Annotated in this window: 21 protein-coding genes and 1 tRNA gene; 2 read left to right on the plus strand and 20 right to left on the minus strand. The window is 66.5% G+C overall.

Translation table 11 applies throughout. From position 1 onward, the window contains the following. Positions 1–32: 32 nt before the first annotated feature. From ACFVVX_RS02990 to ACFVVX_RS03055, 14 genes are all read right to left on the minus strand, one after another. The gene (locus tag ACFVVX_RS02990; protein ID WP_387940730.1) at positions 33–281 is read right to left on the minus strand and encodes a hypothetical protein; all 249 of its coding nucleotides are present in this window, start codon (positions 279–281) and stop codon (positions 33–35) included. Between the two features lie 3 nt (positions 282–284). After that, positions 285–1037 (minus strand): hypothetical protein, encoded by a 753-nt coding sequence (locus tag ACFVVX_RS02995; RefSeq protein ID WP_387940732.1) that lies wholly within the window; start codon positions 1035–1037, stop codon positions 285–287. A gap of 37 nt (positions 1038–1074) precedes the next feature. Further along, positions 1075–2136 carry a hypothetical protein gene (locus ACFVVX_RS03000; protein WP_387940734.1) on the minus strand — a complete coding sequence of 354 codons (1062 nt, stop codon included), beginning with the start codon at positions 2134–2136 and terminating at the stop codon, positions 1075–1077. A 49-nt stretch (positions 2137–2185) separates the two neighbouring features. Then, positions 2186–2983 (minus strand): hypothetical protein, encoded by a 798-nt coding sequence (locus ACFVVX_RS03005; RefSeq protein WP_387940736.1) that lies wholly within the window; start codon positions 2981–2983, stop codon positions 2186–2188. Between the two features lie 56 nt (positions 2984–3039). Next, positions 3040–5229: a phage tail tape measure protein gene (locus ACFVVX_RS03010; protein WP_387940738.1), complete on the minus strand. Its 2190-nt coding sequence runs from the start codon at positions 5227–5229 to the stop codon at positions 3040–3042. Between the two features lie 282 nt (positions 5230–5511). Further along, on the minus strand, positions 5512–5778 hold the full coding sequence (locus ACFVVX_RS03015; protein ID WP_387940740.1) for a hypothetical protein: 267 nt from the start codon (positions 5776–5778) through the stop codon (positions 5512–5514). 11 nt (positions 5779–5789) lie between these two features. Next, positions 5790–6218 (minus strand): HK97-gp10 family putative phage morphogenesis protein, encoded by a 429-nt coding sequence (locus ACFVVX_RS03020; RefSeq protein WP_387940742.1) that lies wholly within the window; start codon positions 6216–6218, stop codon positions 5790–5792. Then, positions 6211–7209: a phage tail tube protein gene (locus tag ACFVVX_RS03025; RefSeq protein WP_387940744.1), complete on the minus strand. Its 999-nt coding sequence runs from the start codon at positions 7207–7209 to the stop codon at positions 6211–6213. The genes ACFVVX_RS03020 and ACFVVX_RS03025 overlap by 8 nt, the downstream gene beginning before the upstream one ends. Before the next feature lie 12 nt (positions 7210–7221). After that, positions 7222–7653, minus strand: coding sequence for a hypothetical protein (locus ACFVVX_RS03030; RefSeq protein WP_387940746.1), 432 nt, complete (start codon positions 7651–7653; stop codon positions 7222–7224). Between the two features lie 8 nt (positions 7654–7661). Continuing rightward, a complete protein-coding gene (locus ACFVVX_RS03035; RefSeq protein WP_387940748.1) occupies positions 7662–8027 on the minus strand; it encodes a hypothetical protein in 366 nt (121 codons plus the stop codon). 61 nt (positions 8028–8088) lie between these two features. After that, positions 8089–9264 (minus strand): phage major capsid protein, encoded by a 1176-nt coding sequence (locus tag ACFVVX_RS03040; RefSeq protein WP_387940750.1) that lies wholly within the window; start codon positions 9262–9264, stop codon positions 8089–8091. 1 nt (position 9265) lies between these two features. Next, entirely contained in the window at positions 9266–9871 is a 606-nt protein-coding gene (locus ACFVVX_RS03045) for an HK97 family phage prohead protease (protein ID WP_387940752.1), read from the minus strand. Further along, positions 9831–11186 (minus strand): phage portal protein, encoded by a 1356-nt coding sequence (locus tag ACFVVX_RS03050; protein ID WP_387940754.1) that lies wholly within the window; start codon positions 11184–11186, stop codon positions 9831–9833. The genes ACFVVX_RS03045 and ACFVVX_RS03050 overlap by 41 nt, the downstream gene beginning before the upstream one ends. 42 nt (positions 11187–11228) lie before the next feature. Next, on the minus strand, positions 11229–12782 hold the full coding sequence (locus ACFVVX_RS03055; protein ID WP_387940756.1) for a terminase large subunit domain-containing protein: 1554 nt from the start codon (positions 12780–12782) through the stop codon (positions 11229–11231). Between the two features lie 63 nt (positions 12783–12845). Here ACFVVX_RS03055 and ACFVVX_RS03060 point away from each other — a divergent pair, with 63 nt between their 5' ends. After that, positions 12846–13154 carry a hypothetical protein gene (locus tag ACFVVX_RS03060; RefSeq protein ID WP_387940758.1) on the plus strand — a complete coding sequence of 103 codons (309 nt, stop codon included), beginning with the start codon at positions 12846–12848 and terminating at the stop codon, positions 13152–13154. Positions 13155–13196: 42 nt separating this feature from the next. Here ACFVVX_RS03060 and ACFVVX_RS03065 read toward each other — a convergent pair whose 3' ends face one another. The 6 genes from ACFVVX_RS03065 to ACFVVX_RS03090 form a co-directional block, all read right to left on the minus strand. Further along, a complete protein-coding gene (locus ACFVVX_RS03065) occupies positions 13197–13637 on the minus strand; it encodes a phage terminase small subunit P27 family (RefSeq protein ID WP_387940760.1) in 441 nt (146 codons plus the stop codon). Between the two features lie 215 nt (positions 13638–13852). Continuing rightward, the gene (locus ACFVVX_RS03070) at positions 13853–14206 is read right to left on the minus strand and encodes an HNH endonuclease (protein WP_387940762.1); all 354 of its coding nucleotides are present in this window, start codon (positions 14204–14206) and stop codon (positions 13853–13855) included. 60 nt (positions 14207–14266) lie between these two features. Beyond that, a tRNA-OTHER gene (locus ACFVVX_RS03075) sits at positions 14267–14358 on the minus strand. A gap of 696 nt (positions 14359–15054) precedes the next feature. Then, a complete protein-coding gene (locus ACFVVX_RS03080; RefSeq protein ID WP_387940764.1) occupies positions 15055–16758 on the minus strand; it encodes a recombinase family protein in 1704 nt (567 codons plus the stop codon). A 245-nt stretch (positions 16759–17003) separates the two neighbouring features. After that, on the minus strand, positions 17004–17525 hold the full coding sequence (locus tag ACFVVX_RS03085) for a universal stress protein (RefSeq protein ID WP_387940766.1): 522 nt from the start codon (positions 17523–17525) through the stop codon (positions 17004–17006). 119 nt (positions 17526–17644) lie between these two features. Further along, entirely contained in the window at positions 17645–19783 is a 2139-nt protein-coding gene (locus ACFVVX_RS03090) for an asparagine synthase-related protein (RefSeq protein WP_387940768.1), read from the minus strand. 732 nt (positions 19784–20515) lie between these two features. Between ACFVVX_RS03090 and ACFVVX_RS03095 the strand changes: the two genes are divergently transcribed. After that, positions 20516–21943: an MFS transporter gene (locus ACFVVX_RS03095; RefSeq protein WP_387940770.1), complete on the plus strand. Its 1428-nt coding sequence runs from the start codon at positions 20516–20518 to the stop codon at positions 21941–21943. Positions 21944–22261: the final 318 nt, after the last annotated feature.

Below are 22261 nucleotides of genomic sequence, written 5' to 3' on the forward strand. Positions count from 1 at the left end.
GACCACCTACTACCGGTAGTAGGTGGTCCGACCTAGCGGCTCAGTAGCTCTGTGATCTCTTCGCGGAGTTCGGCATTCTCCTTTCGGAGCGCCCGAACTTCGGCAAGCAGCTTCGCCACTTCGCCGTCAAGGCGTTCCGCACGCGCCTTGTATGCCTCCGCCTCCTCGCGCCATGCTTCGCGCATGCCGGTCTTCCAGCGCTGTAGCGAGAAGGCGAGAAAAACGAGAACGGGTGCCAGGATCTCCGTTCCGTTCAGTGCGTCAGCGAAGTTCACGGTCACCCCCTACAGGTTCGTTACGGGCTCATTCAGTGCGGGCCCGCGCGCAATCTGCCATTCCAGCCCGTAGGTCAGCACACCTTCCGCCGTAGCGTCCGGCACGCGAGAGGCGGGCAGTCCTACGCAGTACTGCATTCCGGAAAGCTGGGCCTTCCCGTGGTCAACACCGGGTGCGGCAACGTCCAGCAGGCCAGCGCTGAACTCAGACCCTTCCCGGGCCATGGGTGCGTTGCGCCATACGCCGTCTTGCTCGAAGACGCCCCGGTACTCAAGGCCGTCGGTCGAAGCGGTGTTGAGCGCCCCCAGTACGTAGATCCGGGCCATGGGAACGGGTTCAGGGCCGACCGCGTAGCGAAGCTGTAGCTCTACCGTGTAGACGTCTGTGTCCCGCGCATAGCTCCAGCCGTGCGGAATTCCATGAATCCACCGGATCATTCCCGAGGAGAGGAACGCGCTTTCGTTGCCGATAAGACGCCATGCACTCGAAGCGGAAACAATGTCCTTGCCGCCCTCACGCCCGTGCCGGTAGGCAGCTAGGCGGATCTCGATTTCGCGACGTCCCTTGAGTACGTTGTAGCTGACGAACTTCGTTTCAAGGCGGTCGAAAACCATGCCCGTAACGTTGGCGATAGACACGGCGTGCCAAGTGTTGTCACCAACGATTCCCCGGGCTGTCGGGTCCCATTCGGCGGTTGGGTACCGGTCAAAGGTGTTGATCGGAGCAGGCGCGCGCTCGATTGCCGCCAGCCGGCGGTTCATCTCCGCAAGCTCGTTCAGCAGTGAGGGCGGCAAGGAGTTAACTGGGGATGGCATTGCTGAACAACTCCCTGTTTGCTAGGGCGAGTCCGATGGTTTCGCGGCCAGTGGTGTCAACGTCGGTCTTGCGCTCAGTGAGAATGAACTCACTGCTCAACGAGACGTAGCCGCTGTCAGCGGTCACGGTGCACACGTCACCGGGCAGGTAGTCCTGAGGACGAGCACCGGGGTAGAGATTCAGCGTCGGAATCGCCACGGGCGCCCGGCCAGCATTCACGGTTGCCTGCGCCTTGAGGAGGAGGTTTTCTGTTTCCTTCACATCCGAATAGGTGGCAACCATTTGCTTCGTCGGAATGCGTTGGACTAGCTCTGAGTTGGTCGCAATGCCGACGAGCTTTTCGCCTGCCCCGTTGTCGGCTCCCACCGCGTAAGCCGCTGTTGCCAAGGGCGTAGAGTCATAGGTTACGGACCGGATATCACAGTCGACCCGGTGTGTCAGGTAGTGCATTGTTGCGCTGCCGGACCGGTCAGATATCTTGAACCTGTTTCCGACGACCTTGCCCCGGTCGACCCAAAAGCTTTCATAGCGGAAGTTGAAGCCGCCGATGTTGTCGGACATCTCCGTGATGGCGTCGGCGACATTCTTGAGTTCGTCCTTCGACCACCGACGTGTTCGCGTGCGCCCCGTCGGAGTCAGCGCGGAAAGGTCAGTGTTCACCGCGTTGAGCCGGTTGAGCCAAGCCCTCAGCAGATCGGCAATGTCCCACTCTTCGCCGTCGAAGCCGTCCACAAAGTGTCGACCCTTGTAATGGCTGTGATAGCCACTTGCCCCCAGGCTCAGGGTTCCAGCGGCTAGGTCTGCCGCGAGAGACCACAGGATGCCGCCCCATACGGGTTCACTGTCCCGGACGACTACGAGCCCGGAGCCACCCGCTACGAGCTTCGAGGGGTCTGCCTGTGGTGCGCTCAGCGGTATGCCGAAGGTGCCCGCCCCGGCCTGATTCAGAACCTCCGTGTAGGAAATCCCGGTAGCCGGCAGGCGGGCAACGACTTCGCCTGTTCGTAGGTCGGTCTGAAGGAGTTCGTATCGTGCTGCACTCATAGGCACCCCCGTTCTTACGGGCCCTAGAGCGCAACGACTTCCCGCCCCGTTACACCCAGCCTTCGCGCCACGTGAGTACCGCCGCCGCTTCCACGTCCTTGTTCTCGCTGACCAGCGTCAGCCGATGGTCCCCAGCTTCGAACTCCGGCCACACGGACCCGTCCGTCACAAGCCCTGTGATGTCGCCCCCGCCGGACGTCGTGACCTTCTGAGCCACGCTGTCCACGGTGAACGAACCCGTGTACGTGACACCGAACTTGAGGCCGGTCACGGTGTCCAGCAATACCGGGTTCTTGGCATCCGTGACAGTCACCACGGGCTTAGCCGGCACCGACCCCCACTGAGTGAAGTAGGCCACCGGGTCCGGCGCCGTCGGGGCACTCGTGACACGCACCGACCGCACGGAGTCCGCATGCAAAACCGGGTCCGTGGCGAACAGTTCGACCACCACATTGCAGACGCCATAGGCGAACTGAAGATTCAGGGGCGCCCCACGCTTGCGCGGACGGACCCCCACGAAGGCCGTGCGACCCCCAGCAACGCCCGGGAACCGGAACCGTAGGGGCATCTCCCCCCGGCCGGTCCTGAAGGCTGCCTGTAGGGCATTGGAGACCTTCGAGAATTCTTCGAGATCCTTGCCGTAGATCTCGACCGTTAGAGTGACGGACCGACCCCCCAAGTAGTCGTCTCCCGCCCAGAGTCCGTCACGCTGAACGAGCGTCAGATCAGAGCTTCGCACATCCGGCAGCGACAGCAAGCCGTCCACCTGAACGATGGACAGCGCGGAGTCCGGCAGCCCCATGACAAGCCCACCGTATTCACACGTCCAGTCTTCCAACTCTCCCATGGATCCCCCCTCTTGAGAGAGGGCACCTACTACCGGTAGTAGGTGCCCCCGCTGAACTATCGGGGCGCGACCCGCAGCGCCCACGCGACATGGCGGCCGATCTCGAACGGGTCTGCCTGACTGGTGACATTGACGGTCACCCCGCCGCTTCCCATGGCGTGATTCGGGATCACGGACGAACCACCCGGAAGCCAAACCTCCTCCGGCCCGCGCTCGCCCACCCGGACCCGTCCGCCTGCCGGTCCACCCATGGCGCGGATCTTGGGAATCGGATTGTCGGGGAGATCGATCGACAGAGCACCCCAACCAAGACGGTCCGGAATGGCCCAGTTGAGCAGATCGATAACGCTGTTGATAGCGCCCTTGGCTGCCCCGGCAATCGTGCTGGTGAGATCCGAGGCGAACCCACCCAACTTCGAGAGCCCCGATGTAATGCCGTCAATGACGGTCTGCCCGATCCGTCCGGCGGCATCGCGGATCATTCCGCCTACTGCGATGATTCGCCCTGGGAGGCTCGTGAAGAAATTGACAATCGCATCAAGTCCGGCACGCGCCTTCTCTGCCATCCATAGGAAAGCTTCGGCTGTCTTCTGTTTGATGGTGTCCCAGTGTTGAATCAGCAAGCCGACACCCGTGAAGTTCATGAAGAGCCACACCACGAAATCAATCGCTTGCTTGATCTTCACCATGACCCAGTCGAAGGCTTCGGCCGTCCAGCGCTTGACACTGTCCCAGTTGGCCCAGATGAGAGCGGCAAGGCCAACGATGATGCCGATGATGATGCCGACCGGCCCCATGGCTATGAGCCACGCGGCTGCCATTCGGGCTGCCTGTACCAAGGACTCGGCGCCCATCATGACCCACTGAGCGACCACCAGGGCCCCGGAGATGACCGCTTGGGCGGCCGACTTCAGCCACCCTCCGATCACTGCCCAGTGGGCAAGTACTTGGCTTGCGGCGCCGCCGGCTGACGCACTGGAACTTGTTGCCCAGGCAATGACGTTGGCTATGCCCGCCTGGGTGGACGTGACTCCCCATGCCACCAGGGACGGCAGCAGGATGACGCCGATGGCTCCGGCGAGAAGGGTGATCGGGGTTCGGTACCGCTCTACAAAGTCGATGCTCGCGCTGACCACAGACCCGAGGCTCTGGAACTTCGAAGCGGTCTTCTCGACTACGGGCAACACGTACTTGTCGACCACGTCCACGAACACCTGTTGCGCTTGCCGGCCGAACGCAGCCATCCGTGTTGAAGCGTTGTCGTTGAGGGTATTCCCGGCCTTGTCGGCAGCCCCCGCGACTTCACCCAGTGAGGCCACCGCCGTACGCGGATCCATGGCATTGAGCGCGGCACCAAGGTCTTCGCTCTTCGTACCGAAAAGTCCCAGAGCAACAGTGTTCTTCTCTACCGGGTCTTTCAGCGCCCGCATGCGATCGAAGATCAGGGACGTTGCCTCGGATGCCTTCGGACCACCCGCCGTCAGAGTGGTGATCATCTCCTTGGCGTTGAGGCCAAGTGACTTGTAAGCGGCAGCCGATCCCGCAGACCCGTCGATAGAGAGAAGGGTGAATTCCTTGATCGCATCAGCGGCGGTATCCGCGTCGCGGGCTCCACCCTTGAGGGCCTGATTCATCAGACCCATTGCGGTCGGGGCGTCCATCCCGATCTTGCGGAACTGGGTGCTGTACTCAACGAAGGTGTCTAGCAAGTCCTCCGAGGAATTGATACCGAGCTGGGTACCGCGTGCCAGCACATCCATTGCCTCATCAAAATTCTTGGCAAGGCCGGTCTTGACCATGTGTCCGGCCGCATTCGCGGTCGGTCCCAGATCCTCGCCCATGATGGTCGAGACGTTCAGCAGCTTCGCGCCGATGCCCTCGATCTCATCTGCGGTCGCTCCGGCGGGTACTAGACCGCCCTGCCAAAGGGACTTGAGACCGTCGTTGATCTGCTCAACGCTCTCGCCCAGACCATCACCGAAGATCTGGCCAGCAGCCTCACCCAGGGTCTTGGCCTGTTCCGGCGTCGCCCCGATCTGAGCGGCCAACAGGTCGTTGCCCTTGCCACGCTCCATGGCCTCAGAGAGACCGGCCGTGAGCCCAGCAGCAATGGCCCCACCGCCGACGAGCGCCAAAGCGCCCGCCTTCTTTCCGAACGAACTGATCTCGTCGGAAGCTTCACCCAGGGATTCCGCTAGGTCTGTGACGTCCCCCAGTAGGGTGATCTTGATTGGTTTTGCTGACACTCCCCCGACCCCCCGCCGGTATGAGAGGTCAGCCGACGGACAGAGCAGAGAGCGCCAATACGACTCAGGTAGACCGCCGGCTGAGCCGTATTGGATTTGGTTAGGTCATGACTGGAGTACGGCGGTCCCCGCCCGCCCCACTCCGGTGCCCACGCGAGGAACGTTCCCGTTCAACGTCGTCAGCCATCTGCTCGACAAGCGCGTTGAAATCTCTCAGCGGCATGGAGCGCACGTCTGCCCAGGTGAGTCCCCGGAAGTGCCCAAGCAGACGTGCGCACGTGACTACTCGCTGAGCGCGGTAGGGTCCACCTTCTTCGCCGACTTGATCGAGATCTGAATGCGCCCGGCATCCTCAATCGAGAAGTCGGGATCGGTCCGGCGCTTGATCACAACCGCCATTGCCCGAAGCATCGGACCGCGACGAGCCCCGGACTTCGCAAGGGAATCAAGCGGCGCGTCAATGACCTCCTCAATGATGTCGATCTCATCAATGGAAAGGGAATCGATGTCGACGGAAAGCAGCTCACCCATGTCGGTGGTCTCAGTCATTTTGGCTTCTCCTAGTTCTCAAGCTTGTCGCGGAGCACTTCAGATATCTCGCGCTCGTATGTCTCGGATACCTGATCCGAGGTTCGGGCCATTGCCCTGAAAAGGAATCGGTTCGGACGGATATGGCGTCGCGGAAAACCGAAGTGGATCGCGCCCGCGTAGGGCACCCTGGAAGCAGAGCCAGCCTTGACCACGGCGGAGTTCGCGGACGCGAGTACCGTGATGGACTTCTCCAGCTTCCCGGGCTTGTACCGCTTGTTGTCCTTTCGGGATCGGTGCCCGGACGGGGCAGTCTTCCGAGCCTCCGGCTTCACGATTTCGGCAGCAGTCTTGTTGACTTCACGGACGGCCTTGTTCAGGTCGGAATCCTTGAGCTGACGCATTGCACGCTTCAGCTCTTCCAGACCTTCGACCCGAACCGTGAAGGCGGAATCAGCCACCGGCCGGCGGAACCGTCGGGGCCGTCGAGGGCTCCACGTAAGTAACCCGGATGACCGCATCCCCGGTGCCCGGATCGAGAATTCGGAAGGGCAGCTTCATTGCAGTGACGTCGTCCACGGAAGCTTCCGGAGACTCCCCGGTGAACTGGACGGCGGGGAACTCCCACTTCATTGAGGTGCCCGCAGTGATGCCGACCAGATCGACAGCCAGGCCCAGGATCTCCCCCGCTAGGAACGACTCGTACAGGGGAAGGGTCTGGTCGGAGAACTCTCCTTCGGCCGAACCTTCGAAGCTGGGCACAGCGGCCCGAACGGGCTTGCGCTTGAGCGCGTTCCCTCGCAGGAACCGACGGTCGGTCTTCAGGCCAAGGTCCGCCTTGATCTCCAGCTTGTTCGCGTCCAGCGGGACCGCCGCCCCACTCCGCCGAAGCGACACCGCTGTACGGGTCCAGTCGTAGGCACGAGACTCCGCCGGGTAGACCGGAGCAAGAATCTGGGCAGGAACCTTGGAGTGCGAGACATCCTGAAAGTCGAAGCCCACCTTGATGCCAACGGGCCCCTTCAGGTCTGCCGTAAGCGTGAACTCCTTTGCCACACAGCCGACATGCTTGTAAGCCACCCGCGTGCCTTCGACGGTCGGCCGAACCATCTGAGCCGTGAAGCTGGGTGCACCCGAATGGGTGGACGTCTCGAAGACGTGCGTCACCTTGCCGTTCGCCTCAGTGGACGTGTGCTTGTCGAAGACCGACCGGAGCACGTCCGCCATGCCGACATCGAGAACGTCTAGCTCCAACTCTCCTTCCCCGCCCATGTTCACGATGGTTCGCCGGTCGGCGCGGGCAGTCTGAAGACCGGACCGAAAGCCGACGCTCTCAATGAACTCCCGCGACACCTTCCACGAATCCGACTTGCCTTCGTAGCCGACGAGCGCGGTAGCCGGCACGCCGTAGTCAGCCTCAGCACCGATGCCAATGGATGCGTCTAGCGCCATGTTGAACCCCCGTTATGTCTGGCGTCCGCGAATCCTCACGCGGACTGTGAGGGCGCTGTACGCGCCGTCAGTTGTCTCTGCCGTGTCCACTTGAACGGACTCCGGCCGTACGTCAATCAAGCCCGGAATCGTCGCCGGATCGATCGATCGGCAAGCCTCAGCGATGCACTCACGAAGGCCGTAGACGGCCCGCTCCGCCACGATGGGACCGGCAGGCGAGATGACCAGTCCATGCGCTTCTACGTAGCCGCTAACGGCCGTTGGCTTGCGTGCACCGGCCCGCATGGCAACGGGCTCTAGGTCATCCTCGGTGGTCTCGCCGAGCCACACCTGAGAACGCCTGTCCGCCTTTCCGGTGTCGGCGAAGCTGACCTGAACCCCCGAAGGGACGCGCGTCTTGAACGCTTCGAAGAGGGCAACCTTCGTTTCGAAGATGAGTGACACGCGGCCCCCTACAGGAAGTAGAACGGCAACCGAACCCGGTACCGGTTGAGTTGGGCGTTTACCTCAGGCAGCGAAGTAGGCCGCCAGTTGCCGCCCGCCTGGGCCAACTGGATTGAGCCGAACTCCGATTGCAGTTGAAGCGCACGGTCCGGGATGCGCGACACAAGGTCAAGGCAGTATTGACGGGCGAGCGTCCGCACGCACCATCGGATGGTCTCCGGCGGCGCGTCGACACCTTCCCACTTGCGACCGGTGTAGGTCTCAACCGTTTCGACAGCGAAGGCCAGGGCGTCAGACACGGTCTCGTCCGGGAAGAGCGTTACGTCTTCCATGCCGTCAAGTGCCCTGATATCCGCAAGAGTTGCGTAGGACATAACACCCCCCCGAGGGGGGCCACCTACTACCGGCAGTAGGTGGCCCCTAGTTGGCGATCCGTCACGGACCGGTCATGGTCAGAACCTTCGCCGCTCGCTCGTCGACGAGAAGGCCGTCAGCACGCTGAACGAAGCGGTAGACGATCTGGTCGTTCATGAACTTCGCGTCGATGGATCGCTCAATGCGGAGCGGACCAGCGAGACGCACGGTGTACTTGCTGAGGTCAGCAATCAGCACCTTGTCGTCCGGCATGGCAACGTCCGTGTAGACGGGGCAGCTGTTGAAGGTTGCCGGAAGACCCGCCGTGAGAGCGTTCTGCCACAGGTACTGGCCGGTGCTGTCCTTGATCTTTCGCATCTTCGCCGCCGTCAGATCGGAGACGACGTAAACCGCGTTGCCCCGGTAGGACTGGGGCAGTTCGTAGAAGAGGTCAATGAGACCGTCGGAGACGACGTTGTCCTTGGCCGTCTTGGCGAACGCAGCCGTGGAAGCCGGAGCCGCCGCAAGGATGCCCTTCGGCTGGTTGGTACCGGTGCCCACAAGGAAGTGAACGCCCATGCCGTGACCGATGGCCGGCCCGGCGTCGGACACCAGGAACGAGACCAGGTCGAGCGCCTCATCCGCGACGAACTCAGTGCTCAGGGTCGACGCGTAGGCGTACTTGTAAGCGCCCACAGACCGCTGAACAGTGGTCGGAGTGCTGTCTGGAATGGCGCCGTTCTCCGCCACGATGGTTGCAGCGGCACGACCGGTAACCACCGTGAAGTCAAGCGGCTCGCCGCTGGACGTCGACACCAGGGTTGCACCACCACTCATCACGGTGGAACGGGTCACGGCCTCAGCGAGCAGACGGCCGAAGAGGGTTCGAGGGATGACGTTCTTGCCAGTGGTGGTGTCGATCACAGCGCGGGACTCAGTGGGGAAGGTGGCGGTCTCGCCGATCTCCAGTGCCCGAAGCTGATCCGCCGCAGCCTTCAGCTTGTCCTGAGTGCCGCTCTTGCTGCCGGTGCCGCGAAGACCAGCCATGAGGGACTGTGCGGTCTCACTCAGCTTGACGGCCTCAATGCCCCGCTTCACGCGACCGTCGTAGTCGGCAATCGCATCGAGAAGCTTCGTCTCCTTCTCGCGCGCTTCGGCCGGCATGTCCTTACCGGCGAACTCCTCGGCCAGCGACCGCAGTTCGTCAGTCGCCTTCTCGCGCGCCTCAAAGTTGGCGGTCAGAGTAGTAGCGTCCATATCAGTTCCCCCGTATCACTGCGCGCACAAGCGGCGGCAGGTTGAGCGTGTGATCAAAGTTCGGCCCGTCGGTCGGGCCCCCCGTGGTAAGCCACTCGTCAAGCGACCGCAGAGACGCCTGAGTTGTGGGGTAGGCCGGATTCAGGACCGGTCCCACCTCTGACACGTCCATTGACGTGATCTCGCGAATCGGAAGACCGGTCTCTTCGTCGTCCGTGTCGGCACGGCGCTGACCGTCCCGGTTCACGCGGAAGGTGAACGAACTCCCGCGCACGTCGCCGCGCCGAAGAAGTTCGGCAAGGTCCCTGCCGGTGGTCGTGTTCGGCAGATCGATTTCGTACCAGCCACCTTCGGCATCCTCGCCCGTCCGGAGCGTGCCCGAACTGGACCGTCCTAGCGGATGGTTGGCATCGTGGTTGAAGGTGGCAAGGACGTCGTTGACGTTCAGTGAGGCCGCCCCCGCACCGGGAATGACCCGTTCTCGAAAGCCGCCCAGATCTGCGCTCAGCTCGTTGAAGCGGTAGGCGTACCCCCGCATGACAACCGCTTCACCTTCGGTACGGACCTCAGCCGGTCGGCTCAGACTCCGGCGCTCCGGTGCTGTCATCCTCTTCCCCCGTTTCCTTGTCTTGCTCGTCCGCCGGCTGAACCACGACGGGCTCAGGGTTCGACGGCTCTTCGGGCTCGTCCGGCTCGTCCACCGGGGCCAGGTTCAGCGGCACACGGTGCGCCTGCCCCTGCCCGTCAGGAAGCGGCTCAAGGTCTTCCCAGGCGCGCACTTCGTCAATGCTGTAAATGCCTTGCTGTAGGCCGGTGCTGTACATCTCCATGCGTTCCTTGGGGGCACCGCGCTGGATGCCGTCAAGGCTGAACTTCACGAAGAGCTGACGGTTCGCCGACTCAGCGAAGAGGAGACGCGTGAAGCCCGCTTCGATCCGTTCGAGCCACGGACGAAGGCTGAACATTGCGAAGGCTTGGTTCTGCTCAGCGAGACCGCTACCCCACGACGTTGAGTTCGTCGCGTCGGATATCAGGTGGGGCGGAACCCCGAAGATCCTGGCAATCTCCGGAACCTGAAACTGTCGGGTCTGGAGGAACTGGGCTTCGTCCGGGGACATGGCGATCTTCGAGAACTTCGCGCCTTCGGTCAGCAGCGCAACCCGGTGCGCGTTCTCGACACCGGAGTTGGCTATCCGCCATGCCTCCCGTGCACGGGCAAGCCCCTCTTCGGACATTGCCCCAGGGACTTCGACCACCGCCCCGGGCATCGCGCCGTTGGCAAAGAACTTTGCCCCGTAGGTCTGCGACGCCAGCGCGAGACCGATGGACTCACGAGCAAAGGAGATGGGCGACACCCCGATGAAATCCCCAGGCAGCATCATGCCGGGGATGTGCAGGATCTCGCGGGTAGTGAACCAGCCTAGGGCCACCTCATTGCCGTCGGCATCCACGTCCGAAGCGAAGAAGACCTTCCGCCGCTTCCCGTCCACCACGACCGTGTGAGTGTCGATCCGGGTCGGGTCCAGCACCTCAAGCCCAAGGATGTTCGGACCGTCCCAGTGAATGGCCAGGTACGCGTTCCCCTCAAGAAGGAGACTCAGCACCACCTGAGACAACAGGTCGATCCGCCCCAGCCCACCGGGTTCGGCCGTCGGATAGTCCAGCCACAGCGGGGAACTGACGGACTTTCGAGTACCGCCCCGTCGCGAGTAGGTTGAAACAGGAAGGGTCGCGATGGTCTCCGACAGGAGACGCACGCACCCGAAGACGGCGGACACTCGCAGTGCCGCGCTGGCGTCAACACGCTGACCGGAAGACGACACGGGGCCCCGTAGAACAAGGCTGTCCGATGCGTCATGCCATGATGCGCGCTGGTTGATTTCCGGGGTCTTGCCCCGTAGCAGGGTTCGCCAAAACCCCATGGCACACCCCCCGTGGACCCACCTACTACCGGAAGTAGGTGGTCATAGATCATCGAAGAATTCGGCGGACCCGCCGAAGCTGAAGACTTGGCCGTCCGTCTCCCAGGTGGCGAGGATCGGCGAGTCTGTGAATCCGGGGTGTTCGTCCCGGTACATGACCGCCCCGTGGACGGCCAAGATCATGGCAATGGCAAGGTCGATCTTGCGACGTGACCCAGCGTGCTCTTTGGTTATTCGGGCCCCGTGTCGATCCTCGCGCAAGACCGCGTTCCCGATATGACGCGCAAGAGCAGGGTTGCCGTCATGAGAAAGACGGCCGTCACGGCAAGCATCGTAAACAGCCTGAGTCGCCGGAACCATCCGCTTGAGACTGTTGGTCGGAAAGGCTTCAACCGGGTACCCCTCCGTCTCCAGATTGTCTAGCGTCTCTTCCCAGCGGTACGGGTCCGCGACCAGTAGCCGAACGTCGTAGGTGTCCAGCGTGGAACGCAGAGCATCCCGCACATCCCCCATGGGAACGCGCCAGTGCGCGTCATCCGGCGGGGCCTCCCAATGGCCCAGAACGAACACCCGAAGATCGGCCAGCCGGCACGCGGTGAGCGCCGTACTGTCGCCCTTCCATGAACCGTCGAAGCCGCACACAACGGCCTCCCCGGGCTTCAGGGTGTCGTCCACCGCAAGAGAGTCCCAGAGGCCGTGAGGCAGCCACGTGGACGCGCCCCGGACGAACTGAGACAAGCGGTAGATCCGGAAGCTTGCTTCCGTGCTCCGCTGTGCAGCGGCCTCGAAGTCGGCAGCGTTCAGAATCTCGAAGCTGGGATTGCACGCCTTCCAAACCTCAGGGTCAAGGTGGTCGACCGTATCCCCCAGGCGCGGACCCCAGGACCGGAAGAACAGCGTTGGGTCTTCGGCTTCGCCGGAGTTGACTCGCTGCCCCTGTTCGCAGAGCTTCGCGAACGGGCCGTCAGGGTCGGGGCCGGCTGTCGACACCACCCATGTCATGGGCTGATTTCGGGCAGCACTCCCCAGCGTCAGCGCGTCGAACAGATCGGCCGACTTGCTGAACGCGTACTCGTCCAGCGAGACCGCCGATGGGTTCAGTCCTTGCTGCCGTCCGGCATCCGCAGACACCACGCGATAGGTGCTGTCCTTGAAGCGGATCACGTCGCGCTGCACCGTACAAACGGCGGACAGCTTGGGTGACGCGTTCACCATTTGCTTGGCAGCGTCGAACACCATGCGCGCCTGATTCCGGTCGTTCGCGGCGGCAATGATCTGACGCTGAGAGTCCGCCCGATCGGCTATCAGGTGGTACAGCATGATTGCGGCGGCAAGGGTGCTCTTGCCATTCTTCCGCGCGATGCACACCACGGCCATTCGGTGTTTGCGGACCCACTGCCCGAAGGCATCCTGTCGAAGCTCATAGGCATCGATCAACAGGTCTCGCTGCCACGGAAGCAGACGGAACGGCTGGCCGGCGAAGCTGCCAGTCAGGTAGCAGAACTGTTCAATCCAGTTCGCCACCCGGTACCCCTCGGATGGGAATCGGGCATCCGACGGAACGTGCCGAGCAATGACGGGATCAAGCTCTGTCACGCTTGACACCCCCTCAGCCTTTGGCTAACTTCGGTCGCAGATCGAACGGCGAGAGGGGTAGCGATGTACCGCCAGTGGCTTCGGGACGCACTACGGGTAGAGGGTTACTCGGATCTCTACATCTCAATGATCGGCAGGGCCACGCGAGCAACGCGAAGGAAGGCAGCGATCACCGGAACGCGGGCCCCGGAGCGGATCAAGCGGGCGGAACGCGCAGGCGAGATCAACGCCCTTGTAGACATCGCGACTCTCTACTTGCAGCAGTCTCACGACCTCAGCGAGAGCGACGCCGCGAAGGTCATCCGGGGCCACATGGCCCAGTGGGAGAGCGCAACCGACGAAGACGAAGAACGCGACAAGCAAGCCATCTGAGAACAGCGGAGCCCCGGCCAATCGGTCGGGGCTTTTGCACGTCTAGAAGTCCTCAGGCCCGGCGGCTACTCGGCGCGCCTCAGCGGCCACGATCCCCAGGCGCATACGCGCTTCCGGCGTGAAGCCGATCACGGTCTCAATCGCCCGAAGCTCTTTCTCCGTGGACTCCACATAGCGGAGCATCGGATGTGCAACGGGCTGACCGTTGTACCCCTCAGACATGAGACCGTCGGCAGCGACCACGGCCAGTAGCTCCGCCCGCCGGTCATGCAACTCGCAGTACCGGAGAATGACGTACCGGTCCGTCTCCGGCGAGTACGCCCCTTGCCCAGCACTCCACACGGTCCGCCAAGCTTCCTTGCCCGTCTTGCCCAGGTGGGCAGGCACGCGCGGCGCACGACCTTCGTAGACCACGGGGGCCGCTTCGCTCTGCGCTGCCGACGGGTGTCCGGTTCGCTGCTCAGGGCTCTTCGCTCGCGTCACCTAGGCACCTCCTAACGGGGGCTTAACTCCCTTTAAGAGGTGCCTTTCTCGTGCGCCTCAGACGTCGACTGTTCGGCCCCCCAGGCCAGTTGACCACTGGGGGCGCATGGGTTCGGCGCCACACCCAGGGCGCATGTTTCGAGCTGGGGCCGGGATCGCTGAGCGGCTAGCCGGCGAACTTTCGGAGCGCCCTGCCCAGCCCATCGGGCCAGCGGTCAGAAGGGCGCTCGCTGGTGGTCGAAGTCACGTCGGGTCTTGGCCCGGTGGCAGCTCTTGCAGAGCACCTGAACGTTCCCGTCCACGTCCTCACCACCCTTGGCGAGCGGCTGCCGGTGGTCGATGTCCACGCCACTGGGAAGGAATCTCCCACCGCACGCAGCACAGTCGCCATGCCCAGCCTTCCGCACGGCCTTCCGCAGACGCGCCGCCGCATCAGTACCGGCCGCTATGGCTGCCCGACGCTTGCGGTGTGACTGCACCGTGCGACCCGCTTCGTACGCCTTGTGGTGCTGCTCGCACCGACCGGAGTGAGTAGCCCACCCCCTACAGTCAAGGCACCGCGTGCGCATGACCCCCCCTCCCCTCAAGCCGACCACCTACTACCGGCAGTAGGTGCCTACCTTTTGACGCGCCCACCCCGGGAGTCGAACCCGGATCTCTGCGGCCGATATCCCCGCATGGGGCCGGTACCGCGCACCTCTACCGATTGGGTCAGGTGGGCTACTCGTTCACGACTCCGGCGGCAACCCCTGAAGTGCGAGGGTTCGTGGTGCACGACGAGTAGAAGGCGGGGCACTCTGACCACCTGCCATGAAGGGGTGTGCGGCACTCCCCGCCTTCTACCTTGCCTAGAGCGCAGTGACTTCCCGGATTCCCCCGACCACCTACTACCGGTAGTAGGTGACCCCCCGTTCTCTCGGGGGCCGTTGCTCTCTGCCCCCTCTAGAGCGCACCGACTTCCCGCCGATCGCGCGTGACGCCGTGACGGTTGAAGGGGGGTTCTCGTAATGCTTAGGAGTTTCTTTAGGCATACCTGAAACAGCCTTTCAATCGTCACGCCACCGCACGCGCTGCCGAGGCTTATGCGCAGAACTGCCACGTGGCGCGTACATGTCATAGCTCTGGGCAAAAAGAAACGCGGAGCGCGACCGGAAGGTCACACTCCGCTTGCGCGACTTGCCGGCGGGCGGTCCGCCGTAGGTGTTCGGGAAGCCGACCGCAGACGTGAAAGAGCCCCGCCCAGGCGAACCCGGACGGGGCGGTCTCCGGCGTTTGTTGGGGTAGCCGTTCGGGGCAGTGCCCGTATGGGTTTCCCTCACCACTGGGTGACAGGGCCAGGATACGGCCCAGGACGGCCTTCTGAGGGCATGGAAGAGCCCCGGCAGGCTCAGGGCCGTACCGGGGCTCTCAGGGGCCGTCAGGCAGCCAGTGCAGCTGCTCGCCGAGTGCGTGTCAGCTCCACATGGTCGAAGGCAGCCTCAATGACCTTGTCGGCCCCTTCCCGGCTCTCGGCCTTCCACGTGGCCGTCAGCCGCTCAGCTACCGGAGCGCCCCTCCTGCCACGCCCCTTGACGTGGACGAAGTCGATCGTTTCAACAGCCGCCCGCAGCAGCGCCCGCTGCCCGTCGGCATCCTGTGATCCCCAGAGCTGGGCAAGGGATTCGGCGTCCATGAGCGGGCTGAGGTCTGCGTCTCGCGCTAGAACGGTCAGCTCTTCGCGCATGTGGTCCATTTGGGCGTTCAGCGCTGCGGACAGTTCTGCAAACCGGGCAGCGTTGAGAGTTCCCGCAACGTAGTGCGCGTTCTCCAGATTCGTTTTCCGGGATTCGGCGTCCTGAAGGGCGGACGTCAGCTTGACTCGCCTTTCCTCCTTCTCCGGGTCATCGTACTTGAGCCATTCACGCGCGATATTCGCTATGACGTCCGAATCCGGCGAAAGGCTCAGGATTTGGTTTTGCCACATGGTGGCCACGGCGGCTTCAGTCTCGATCCGACCGATTGATGAACCCTCGCACGATGTCGTGCCTTCATTCCGCCGCTTTTCGCAGTAGAAGGAGACTCCAGAGTTGACCATCCGGCCCTTGCAGTACGGGCACCTAAGCGCGGCTATGGCAACACACTTCGCCTTTCGCTTTCCGCGTGTGCGGTCCCCGATAGACGTTCCCGGTCGTGCCCGGCTAGCAAGGTTCTTTTCGATCTTCAGGTGTTCGGCGTATGTGATGACGCCCTCACCGCATGAGACCGGGAATCCATCGCTGTCAAGGAGTGGCTTTCCGATTCGGTGCCACTTATCGAGCGGCGCCCCGAATTGGTCGGTCATGCGTTCCCGCACTGGAATGATTCCTGCCCAGGAAAGGGAGTGTGCGAGCGCCAGAATGCCGGTCGCATTGAAGGGCTTTCCCGTGCGGGACAGGTAGCCGCGCTTGTTCATCCGGTGTGCCACGGTTTGGGGCGTGTGGTTCTTGAGCAGCGCGACGGCAATACGGCGGGCGGGTATGAACTCCGTGGGGTGCCGGACGAGCGTGCCGGATTCCTTGTCATACATGAGCCCGAAGGGCGTCACCCCGCCCATCCATTTCCCTTCGGATCGGTGCGCGTCCATTCCGGTCTTCGTCCGAAGTGCAATGTCCTTGGCTTCGTCGCGCGCCCGCTCGCTCAGGAATGCCCAGACAATGCGGCTCCCCTTGGACGAGTCAAGCCCCTCAGTGACGCTGACTGCCCGCGCTTGCCGCCGGTCGAATTCGTCAAGCAGCACACCGACTTGCCCCATGCCCCGCCGGGAGAGACGGTCGCTCTTCCAGACGAAAAGCGTCTTCGCGCGGCCCTTGAGAATATCGCCTATGGCGTTATCGAATTCCTCGCGAGTCACATGCGCCTTGGAAGCGCTGCGCTGCTCAAAGTAAACGTGAAGAATCTTGACCTTTTCGCGTTCGGCAGCCCAGACAATGTCTTTAAGGTGCCTGCGAAGAGTGGTCAGATTATCCGCCGCTTGCGAGCGACGAATATATGCAATTGCGAGTTCTTCCGGATCCCCGGTTGCTATGTCCCAGAGATTCAGGGCCTTAAGCTCGTCGTCCGTGAAGCCCAGCTTGCGAAGAGTCTTGTAGTCGGCACGCTGCATCGGGTCTGTCCTTGGCTGTAGGTCTCTGACCTAGAGCGCAAGGACTTCCGCGCCTGGGTTGGTCAGAGAGTTGTTGCAGCCTTCGACCAGGGGCAGGCGATGTCGGAGTAGATCTCGACCTTCATGACGGGCTTCTCCAGGGGTGGGGAGGATGGCGTTCGAGATAGGTGAACGGTGAACCATCTCCGGACATTCCCGGCACCCCGGTGCGGTCGGGCGGCGCGGTCGGCCGTCGGGCGGCGCGGTCAGCGGTCGGGCGGCGCGGGGACGACCAGCACCGGACAGGCCGCGTGGTGCACGGCCGCCGCGCTGACCGAGCCCAGCAGCAGCCGGCTGAAGCCGCCGTTGCCCCGCGTCCCGAGCACCAGGGTGTGCTGCCGGGTCGAGGCGGCGAGCAGCACCTCGATCACGTTGCCCAGCACCACGTACAGCGACAGCTCCCCCGCGTACGGGCGGCTGCGGGCCTGCTGCACGGCGGCCACCGAGCGGCGCAGGCCGTCCGCCATGCTCTCGACCAGCGTCTCGACGCTCTCGTGCACCAGCTCGGCCATCCCCGGCGGGTAGCCGGCCGGGGCCGGGTTGACCACCGCCAGGACGTACAGCGGCAGCCCGAACACCTCGGCCTCCGTCATCGCCCGGTCCAGTGCCCAGAGCGCGCCGTCCGAACCGTCGCAGGCGGCCAGCACCCCGGGCGGCCGACCGCTCGGCGGGCGGCCGCGCACCGACAGGACGACGGGGACGGACGGGTCCGGGTTGGCGCTGCTCACCGGGGCCTCCACGGGGGAAGGGGACAGGGCGCCCCGCCATGATCGCCGCCGCGCGGGCGAGCGTCGGCGAGCCGCGCCGCAAGCGCCGGCGCGGCCGACCGGCCGCGCGCCGCGGTCGGTCAGACCCGCCCCAGGGCGGGGCGCTCTGCGGTGGGCAGGCCGGTCCAGCAGGCGCCGTGGCGGCGGGCGCGGACCCGGCGGAGCCACAGCTCGGTGGAGACCAGCTCGGCGAGGCCGGCCAGCGCGTCCGGGGGCAGCTCGGCCGCCCGGGCCAGCGTGGCGCGGACGGCGGGGAGGTCGATCAGGCCCGCCTCGGCCAGCAGCGGGGCGTCGAACAGCTCGGCGATCCCGTCGGCGGCCAGCCGCAGGCCGGTCCGCTCGGAGACGGTCCGGTCGGGGCGCGGGGTGCGGCCCCAGTCGGGCGGCAGATCGGTGCGGCCGGCCCCGGTGAGGACGGCGTGCAGCAGCGCGTGGCGGGCACCCGGCTGCAACCGGACCTCGTCGGGCAGCAGCCGGGCCGCGCGCACCACCTGGTTGTCCAGGAACGGCGCGTGCAGCCGCTGGCCGGGCTGCTCGGCGGCGTGCACCAGGGTGCGGAACCCGCGTGCGTGGCGGTGGAGGGCGTGGCGGGCCCGCTGCGCGCCGGGGTTCTCGGTGGGCGCCGGCTCGCGCGCCGCCAGCCGCAGCCGCAGGGCCACCGCCGACAGCGCCTCGTCGGAGAGCCAGCGGGCGGCCGGACCGGGCACGCACCAGGCCAGGTCACCGGCCGACCGGGCACCTGCCGTGCCGCCGCCGCCCGGGACCTGCCGGACCGTGAGGCGCACGGCGGCGTCGTCGAGCGCGTCGGCGTACCGGACCCGGGAGAGCCGGTGGGCGGCCCGCAGCACGGTGAGCGGGGTGCGCAGCGCCCCCGCCAGCACGCCGGCCGCCGCCCGGTCGGCGCCGGCCAGGGCGGCGACCGGGGGGAGCAGCTCGCGCGGGCGGCCGGCCCGGATCAGGTCGGCGAGCCGGGCCGGGTGCCCGTCGAGGACCTGGCGGGCGCCGTAGCCGGTGAGGTGGTCGGTGCCGCCAGCGTCGAAGCGGGCCTCGGCGCGGGCGGTGGTGACCAGCTCCGGTCCGGGTTCGTCGGTGAGCCGGCCGGCCTGCGGGTCGGCGCGCAGGCCCGCGTACGGGAGGGTGCCGGGGCCGGGGGCCAGCACGGTGTGCCGCAGCCGGGGCGTGTCGGGGGCGAGCGCGAGGGTGGCCGGTCCTTCGGTCTCGCCGAGGGTGACGGCGGCCAGCTGTTCCGGTCCGGGCTGCTCCGCGGCGGCCGGGCGGGCCCAGGAACCCTTGACCGCGCCGCTGCGGGCGCCGGGTGGGGGCCCGGCCGGCACCGGCAGCCGATCGCCCGCGCCCGGCCCGTGCGGTGCGAGCGGGACGGCGGCGGCGAGCAGGGCGACGGTGGCGGAGGCCGTGCCGTAGGAGAGGTCCACGCCCAGTCGGGCCCGGTCGGATCCGGGGCGGCCGGGCGCGGTGGTGCGCACCCGGGAGCGGACGGACTCCAGCAGGGCGCGGGTGAGCTCGCGGACGGCGGGGGCCTCGCCGCGCGGCGGCGGACCGCCGCCGGGCTCGTCGTAGGACGCCAGGTACGGGCGCCCACCGCGGACGGCCAGCGCGTGCCCGGGCGGCACCCGGCGCACGCCGAGGTACGGGGTGCCGGTGCCGAGCGCCTCCGGTGACTCGGGGCAGGCGAGGCGGGCGGCGAGGTGGCCGGTGTCGAGGGGCGCGCCGATCAGGTCGGCGAGCGGGAGGGCCGCGGTGGCGTACGCGGTGCCGCCGCACCAGGGGGTGTGGAAGACCGGCTGGGCGCCGGCCAGGTCGGTGAGCAGCACGGTGGAGCGGGTGCCGGTGCGCAGCACGACCGTGTAGCTGCCGGGCCAGGCGGTGAGGTGGCGGACGGCGCCGCCGCGGGCCGCGGCGAGGCCGGCGGCGAGTTCGCTGTCGGTGGCGCCGCAGTGGCCGAGGACGGCGAGCCGGGTGGTGGCGGGGGTGTCCTCGGCGGCGTCGGGGGCGGTCGGGCCGGCGGTGACGGCGGCGGGGGCGCCGGGGCGGAGGGTGACCAGGCGGATCTCCTCGGGCCGCCAGTCGCCGACGGCCCAGAGCGGGCTGGATCCGGTCCACAGGGGGCGCGCGGCGATCGGTACCACCGCACCCAGCGCCTCGTGCGCCGGAGCGCCCGCCCGGGGCGCGCCCGTGCTCCAGCCCGTCAGCCACCGCATCGCGCCTCCACCGGACGAGGACCTGCACCGCGCGGCGCGTCCGCCGCCGGTCACTCCTCGTCCCCTGCCCGTGGCGCGCCCCGGCGGCCGCCCACCGCGATCCGGCGCGCCGTCAGGAGACATCGTGCCACCGGTTGCCGCTCCGGTGACCGGAGTTGTCGTTTCCGATTCCGCCGCGACCTGGCACTCCCGGAGCGTCCCACTGGTCACGCGTGACCCGGCGGCGGCTCCCGGCCGGGCGGGCCGGGCCTCCCCCTCCCCGGCCCGGACCGCCTGCGCGGCGGCGCTGTCATGGCCATCGCGAGATGGCCGAAAGGCGTCGCCCAGCCCGGGAGGGCATCCGCATGCCCTCCCGGACTTCGCCACCGCCCGCGGGGATTGAGGCGGCGGCATCCCCCGGCCCGCCGGGTCCTCGACGGCGGGCCGACCCACGACCACCAGCGAATCGCCGACCGGCCGGTCGGGCCAGGGGGCACGGCCGGGCGCACATCGACACGGGACCGGAGCACAGCGCTCCGGCGCGCGGCCGCAGCGGTCGTTCCCGGCCGTTCCCGGGGCGGTCCGGACCAAGCCCGCCACCCCCTCCCCCGGACGTCGGCGGGTGCGGTATCCCGCCATCCGGAATGCGGCCTCTTAACCGTCGGAACGCGTCCGACTACTCTAGGTACAGCAGCTACGGCCCGGTGCCGCCCGGGCCCCGCGCACAAGGCCGCAGGAGGTGCCGCCGCCACCATGACCGTCAGCCCACGAGGACCGAACGAACGGCTCGGCACGCTCCTGACCCTGGCCCAGATCAGCAACGCCGGTCTGGCCCGCCGGGTCAACGACCTCGGCTCCCAGCGCGGGTTGACGCTCCGCTACGACAAGACCTCGGTGGCCCGCTGGGTCAGCAAGGGCATGGTCCCGCAGGGCCCGGTGCCGCACCTGATCGCCACCGCGATCGGCGGCAAGCTCGGCCGGCCCGTCCCGCTGGAGGAGATCGGCCTCGGCGACACCGACCCGGCGCCCGAACTCGGCCTGGCCTTCCCCCGGGAGGTCTCCGAGGCGGTCCGCTCGGCGACCGACCTCTGGCGGGTCGACCTCGACCTGCGGCGCGGGCCCGGCGGCGGCCGCTGGAGCGACAGCCTGGCCGGGACCTTCTCGGTCGCGGCCTACGCAACTCCCGTGTCCCGCTGGCTGATCACCCCGGCGGACGGCTCGGTGGCCCGCGAGGCCCCGCGCGCTCCCGCCGAGTCCGGCCCCTACCGGGTCGGCCACTCGGACGCCGCCAAGCTCCGCGAGGCCGCCCAGGAGGCCCGCCGCTGGGACTCCAAGTACGGTGGCGGGGACTGGCGTTCCTCGATGGTGCCGGAGTGTCTGCGGGTGGAGGCGGCGCCGCTGCTGCTGGCCTCGTACAGCGACGCGGTCGGCCGGGCGCTGTTCGGCGCGACGGCCGAACTGACCAGGCTGGCCGGGTGGATGGCCTTCGACACCGGCCAGCACGAGGCCGCCCAGCGCTACTACATCCAGGCCCTGCGGCTCGCCCGGGCCGCCGCCGACGTGCCGCTCGGCGGCTACGTGCTGGCCTCGATGAGCCTGCAGGCCGGCTACCGGGGCTTCGCCGAGGAGGCGGTGGACCTCGCGCAGGCCGCCCTGGAGCGCAACCGGGGGCTGGCCACCGCCCGCACCATGAGCTTCTTCCACCTGGTGGAGGCCCGGGCCCAGGCCAAGGCCCGCAACGCGGCGGCGTGCGCGACGGCGCTCGGCGCGGCGGAGAGCGCGCTCGAACGGGCCCGCGCCGGGGATCCCGACCCGGCGTGGATCGACTTCTACGCCTACGACCGCCTCGCCGCCGACGCCGCCGAGTGCTTCCGGGACCTCGGAGTGCCCTCCAAGGTCCGCCAGTTCACCCGCGAGGCGCTGGCCCGCCCGACCGAGGGGTTCGTCCGCTCGCACGGTCTGCGGCTGGTGGTCTCCGCGATGGCCGAGGCCGAGGCGGGCAATCTGGACGCGGCGGTCGCGGCCGGCGAGCGCGCCGTCGAGGTGGCCGGGCGGATCTCCTCGCAGCGCAGCCGCGAGTACGTGGTGGAGATGCTCCGCCGCCTCGAACCCTTCCACGGCGAGCGCCGGGTGCGCGAGCTGGCGGAACGGGCGCGCACCGTGCTGGTCGCCCCGGCGTGAGCCGGGCCGCCCGGCGGTGGTGCCGCCCGGCGGTAATTCGAATGCGGGCACGGGAACGGCCTCGATAAGCTCGTTCTCGTCCAGGTGCGCAGGCCGGGGTTACTTCCACTGTTAATGAGCAGGTCGCGGGTTCGAGTCCCGTCGCCGGCTTCGGGCCGGTGTAGCTCAGTCGGTAGAGCAGCACACGTCACCTCAGCCGTCCTCGATCTCTGGACACCCATACCTGAATAGAATTCCGCACCTTCCGGTGCGAAGGCAGCGGTTACTCCGTGGAGCGCCCCGGTGGGGCGCGTGGAAGCGAACACAACACCGCCGCCG

It is taken from the genome of Kitasatospora sp. NPDC058170, from assembly GCF_042883905.1.
GTDB lineage: Bacteria > Actinomycetota > Actinomycetes > Streptomycetales > Streptomycetaceae > Kitasatospora.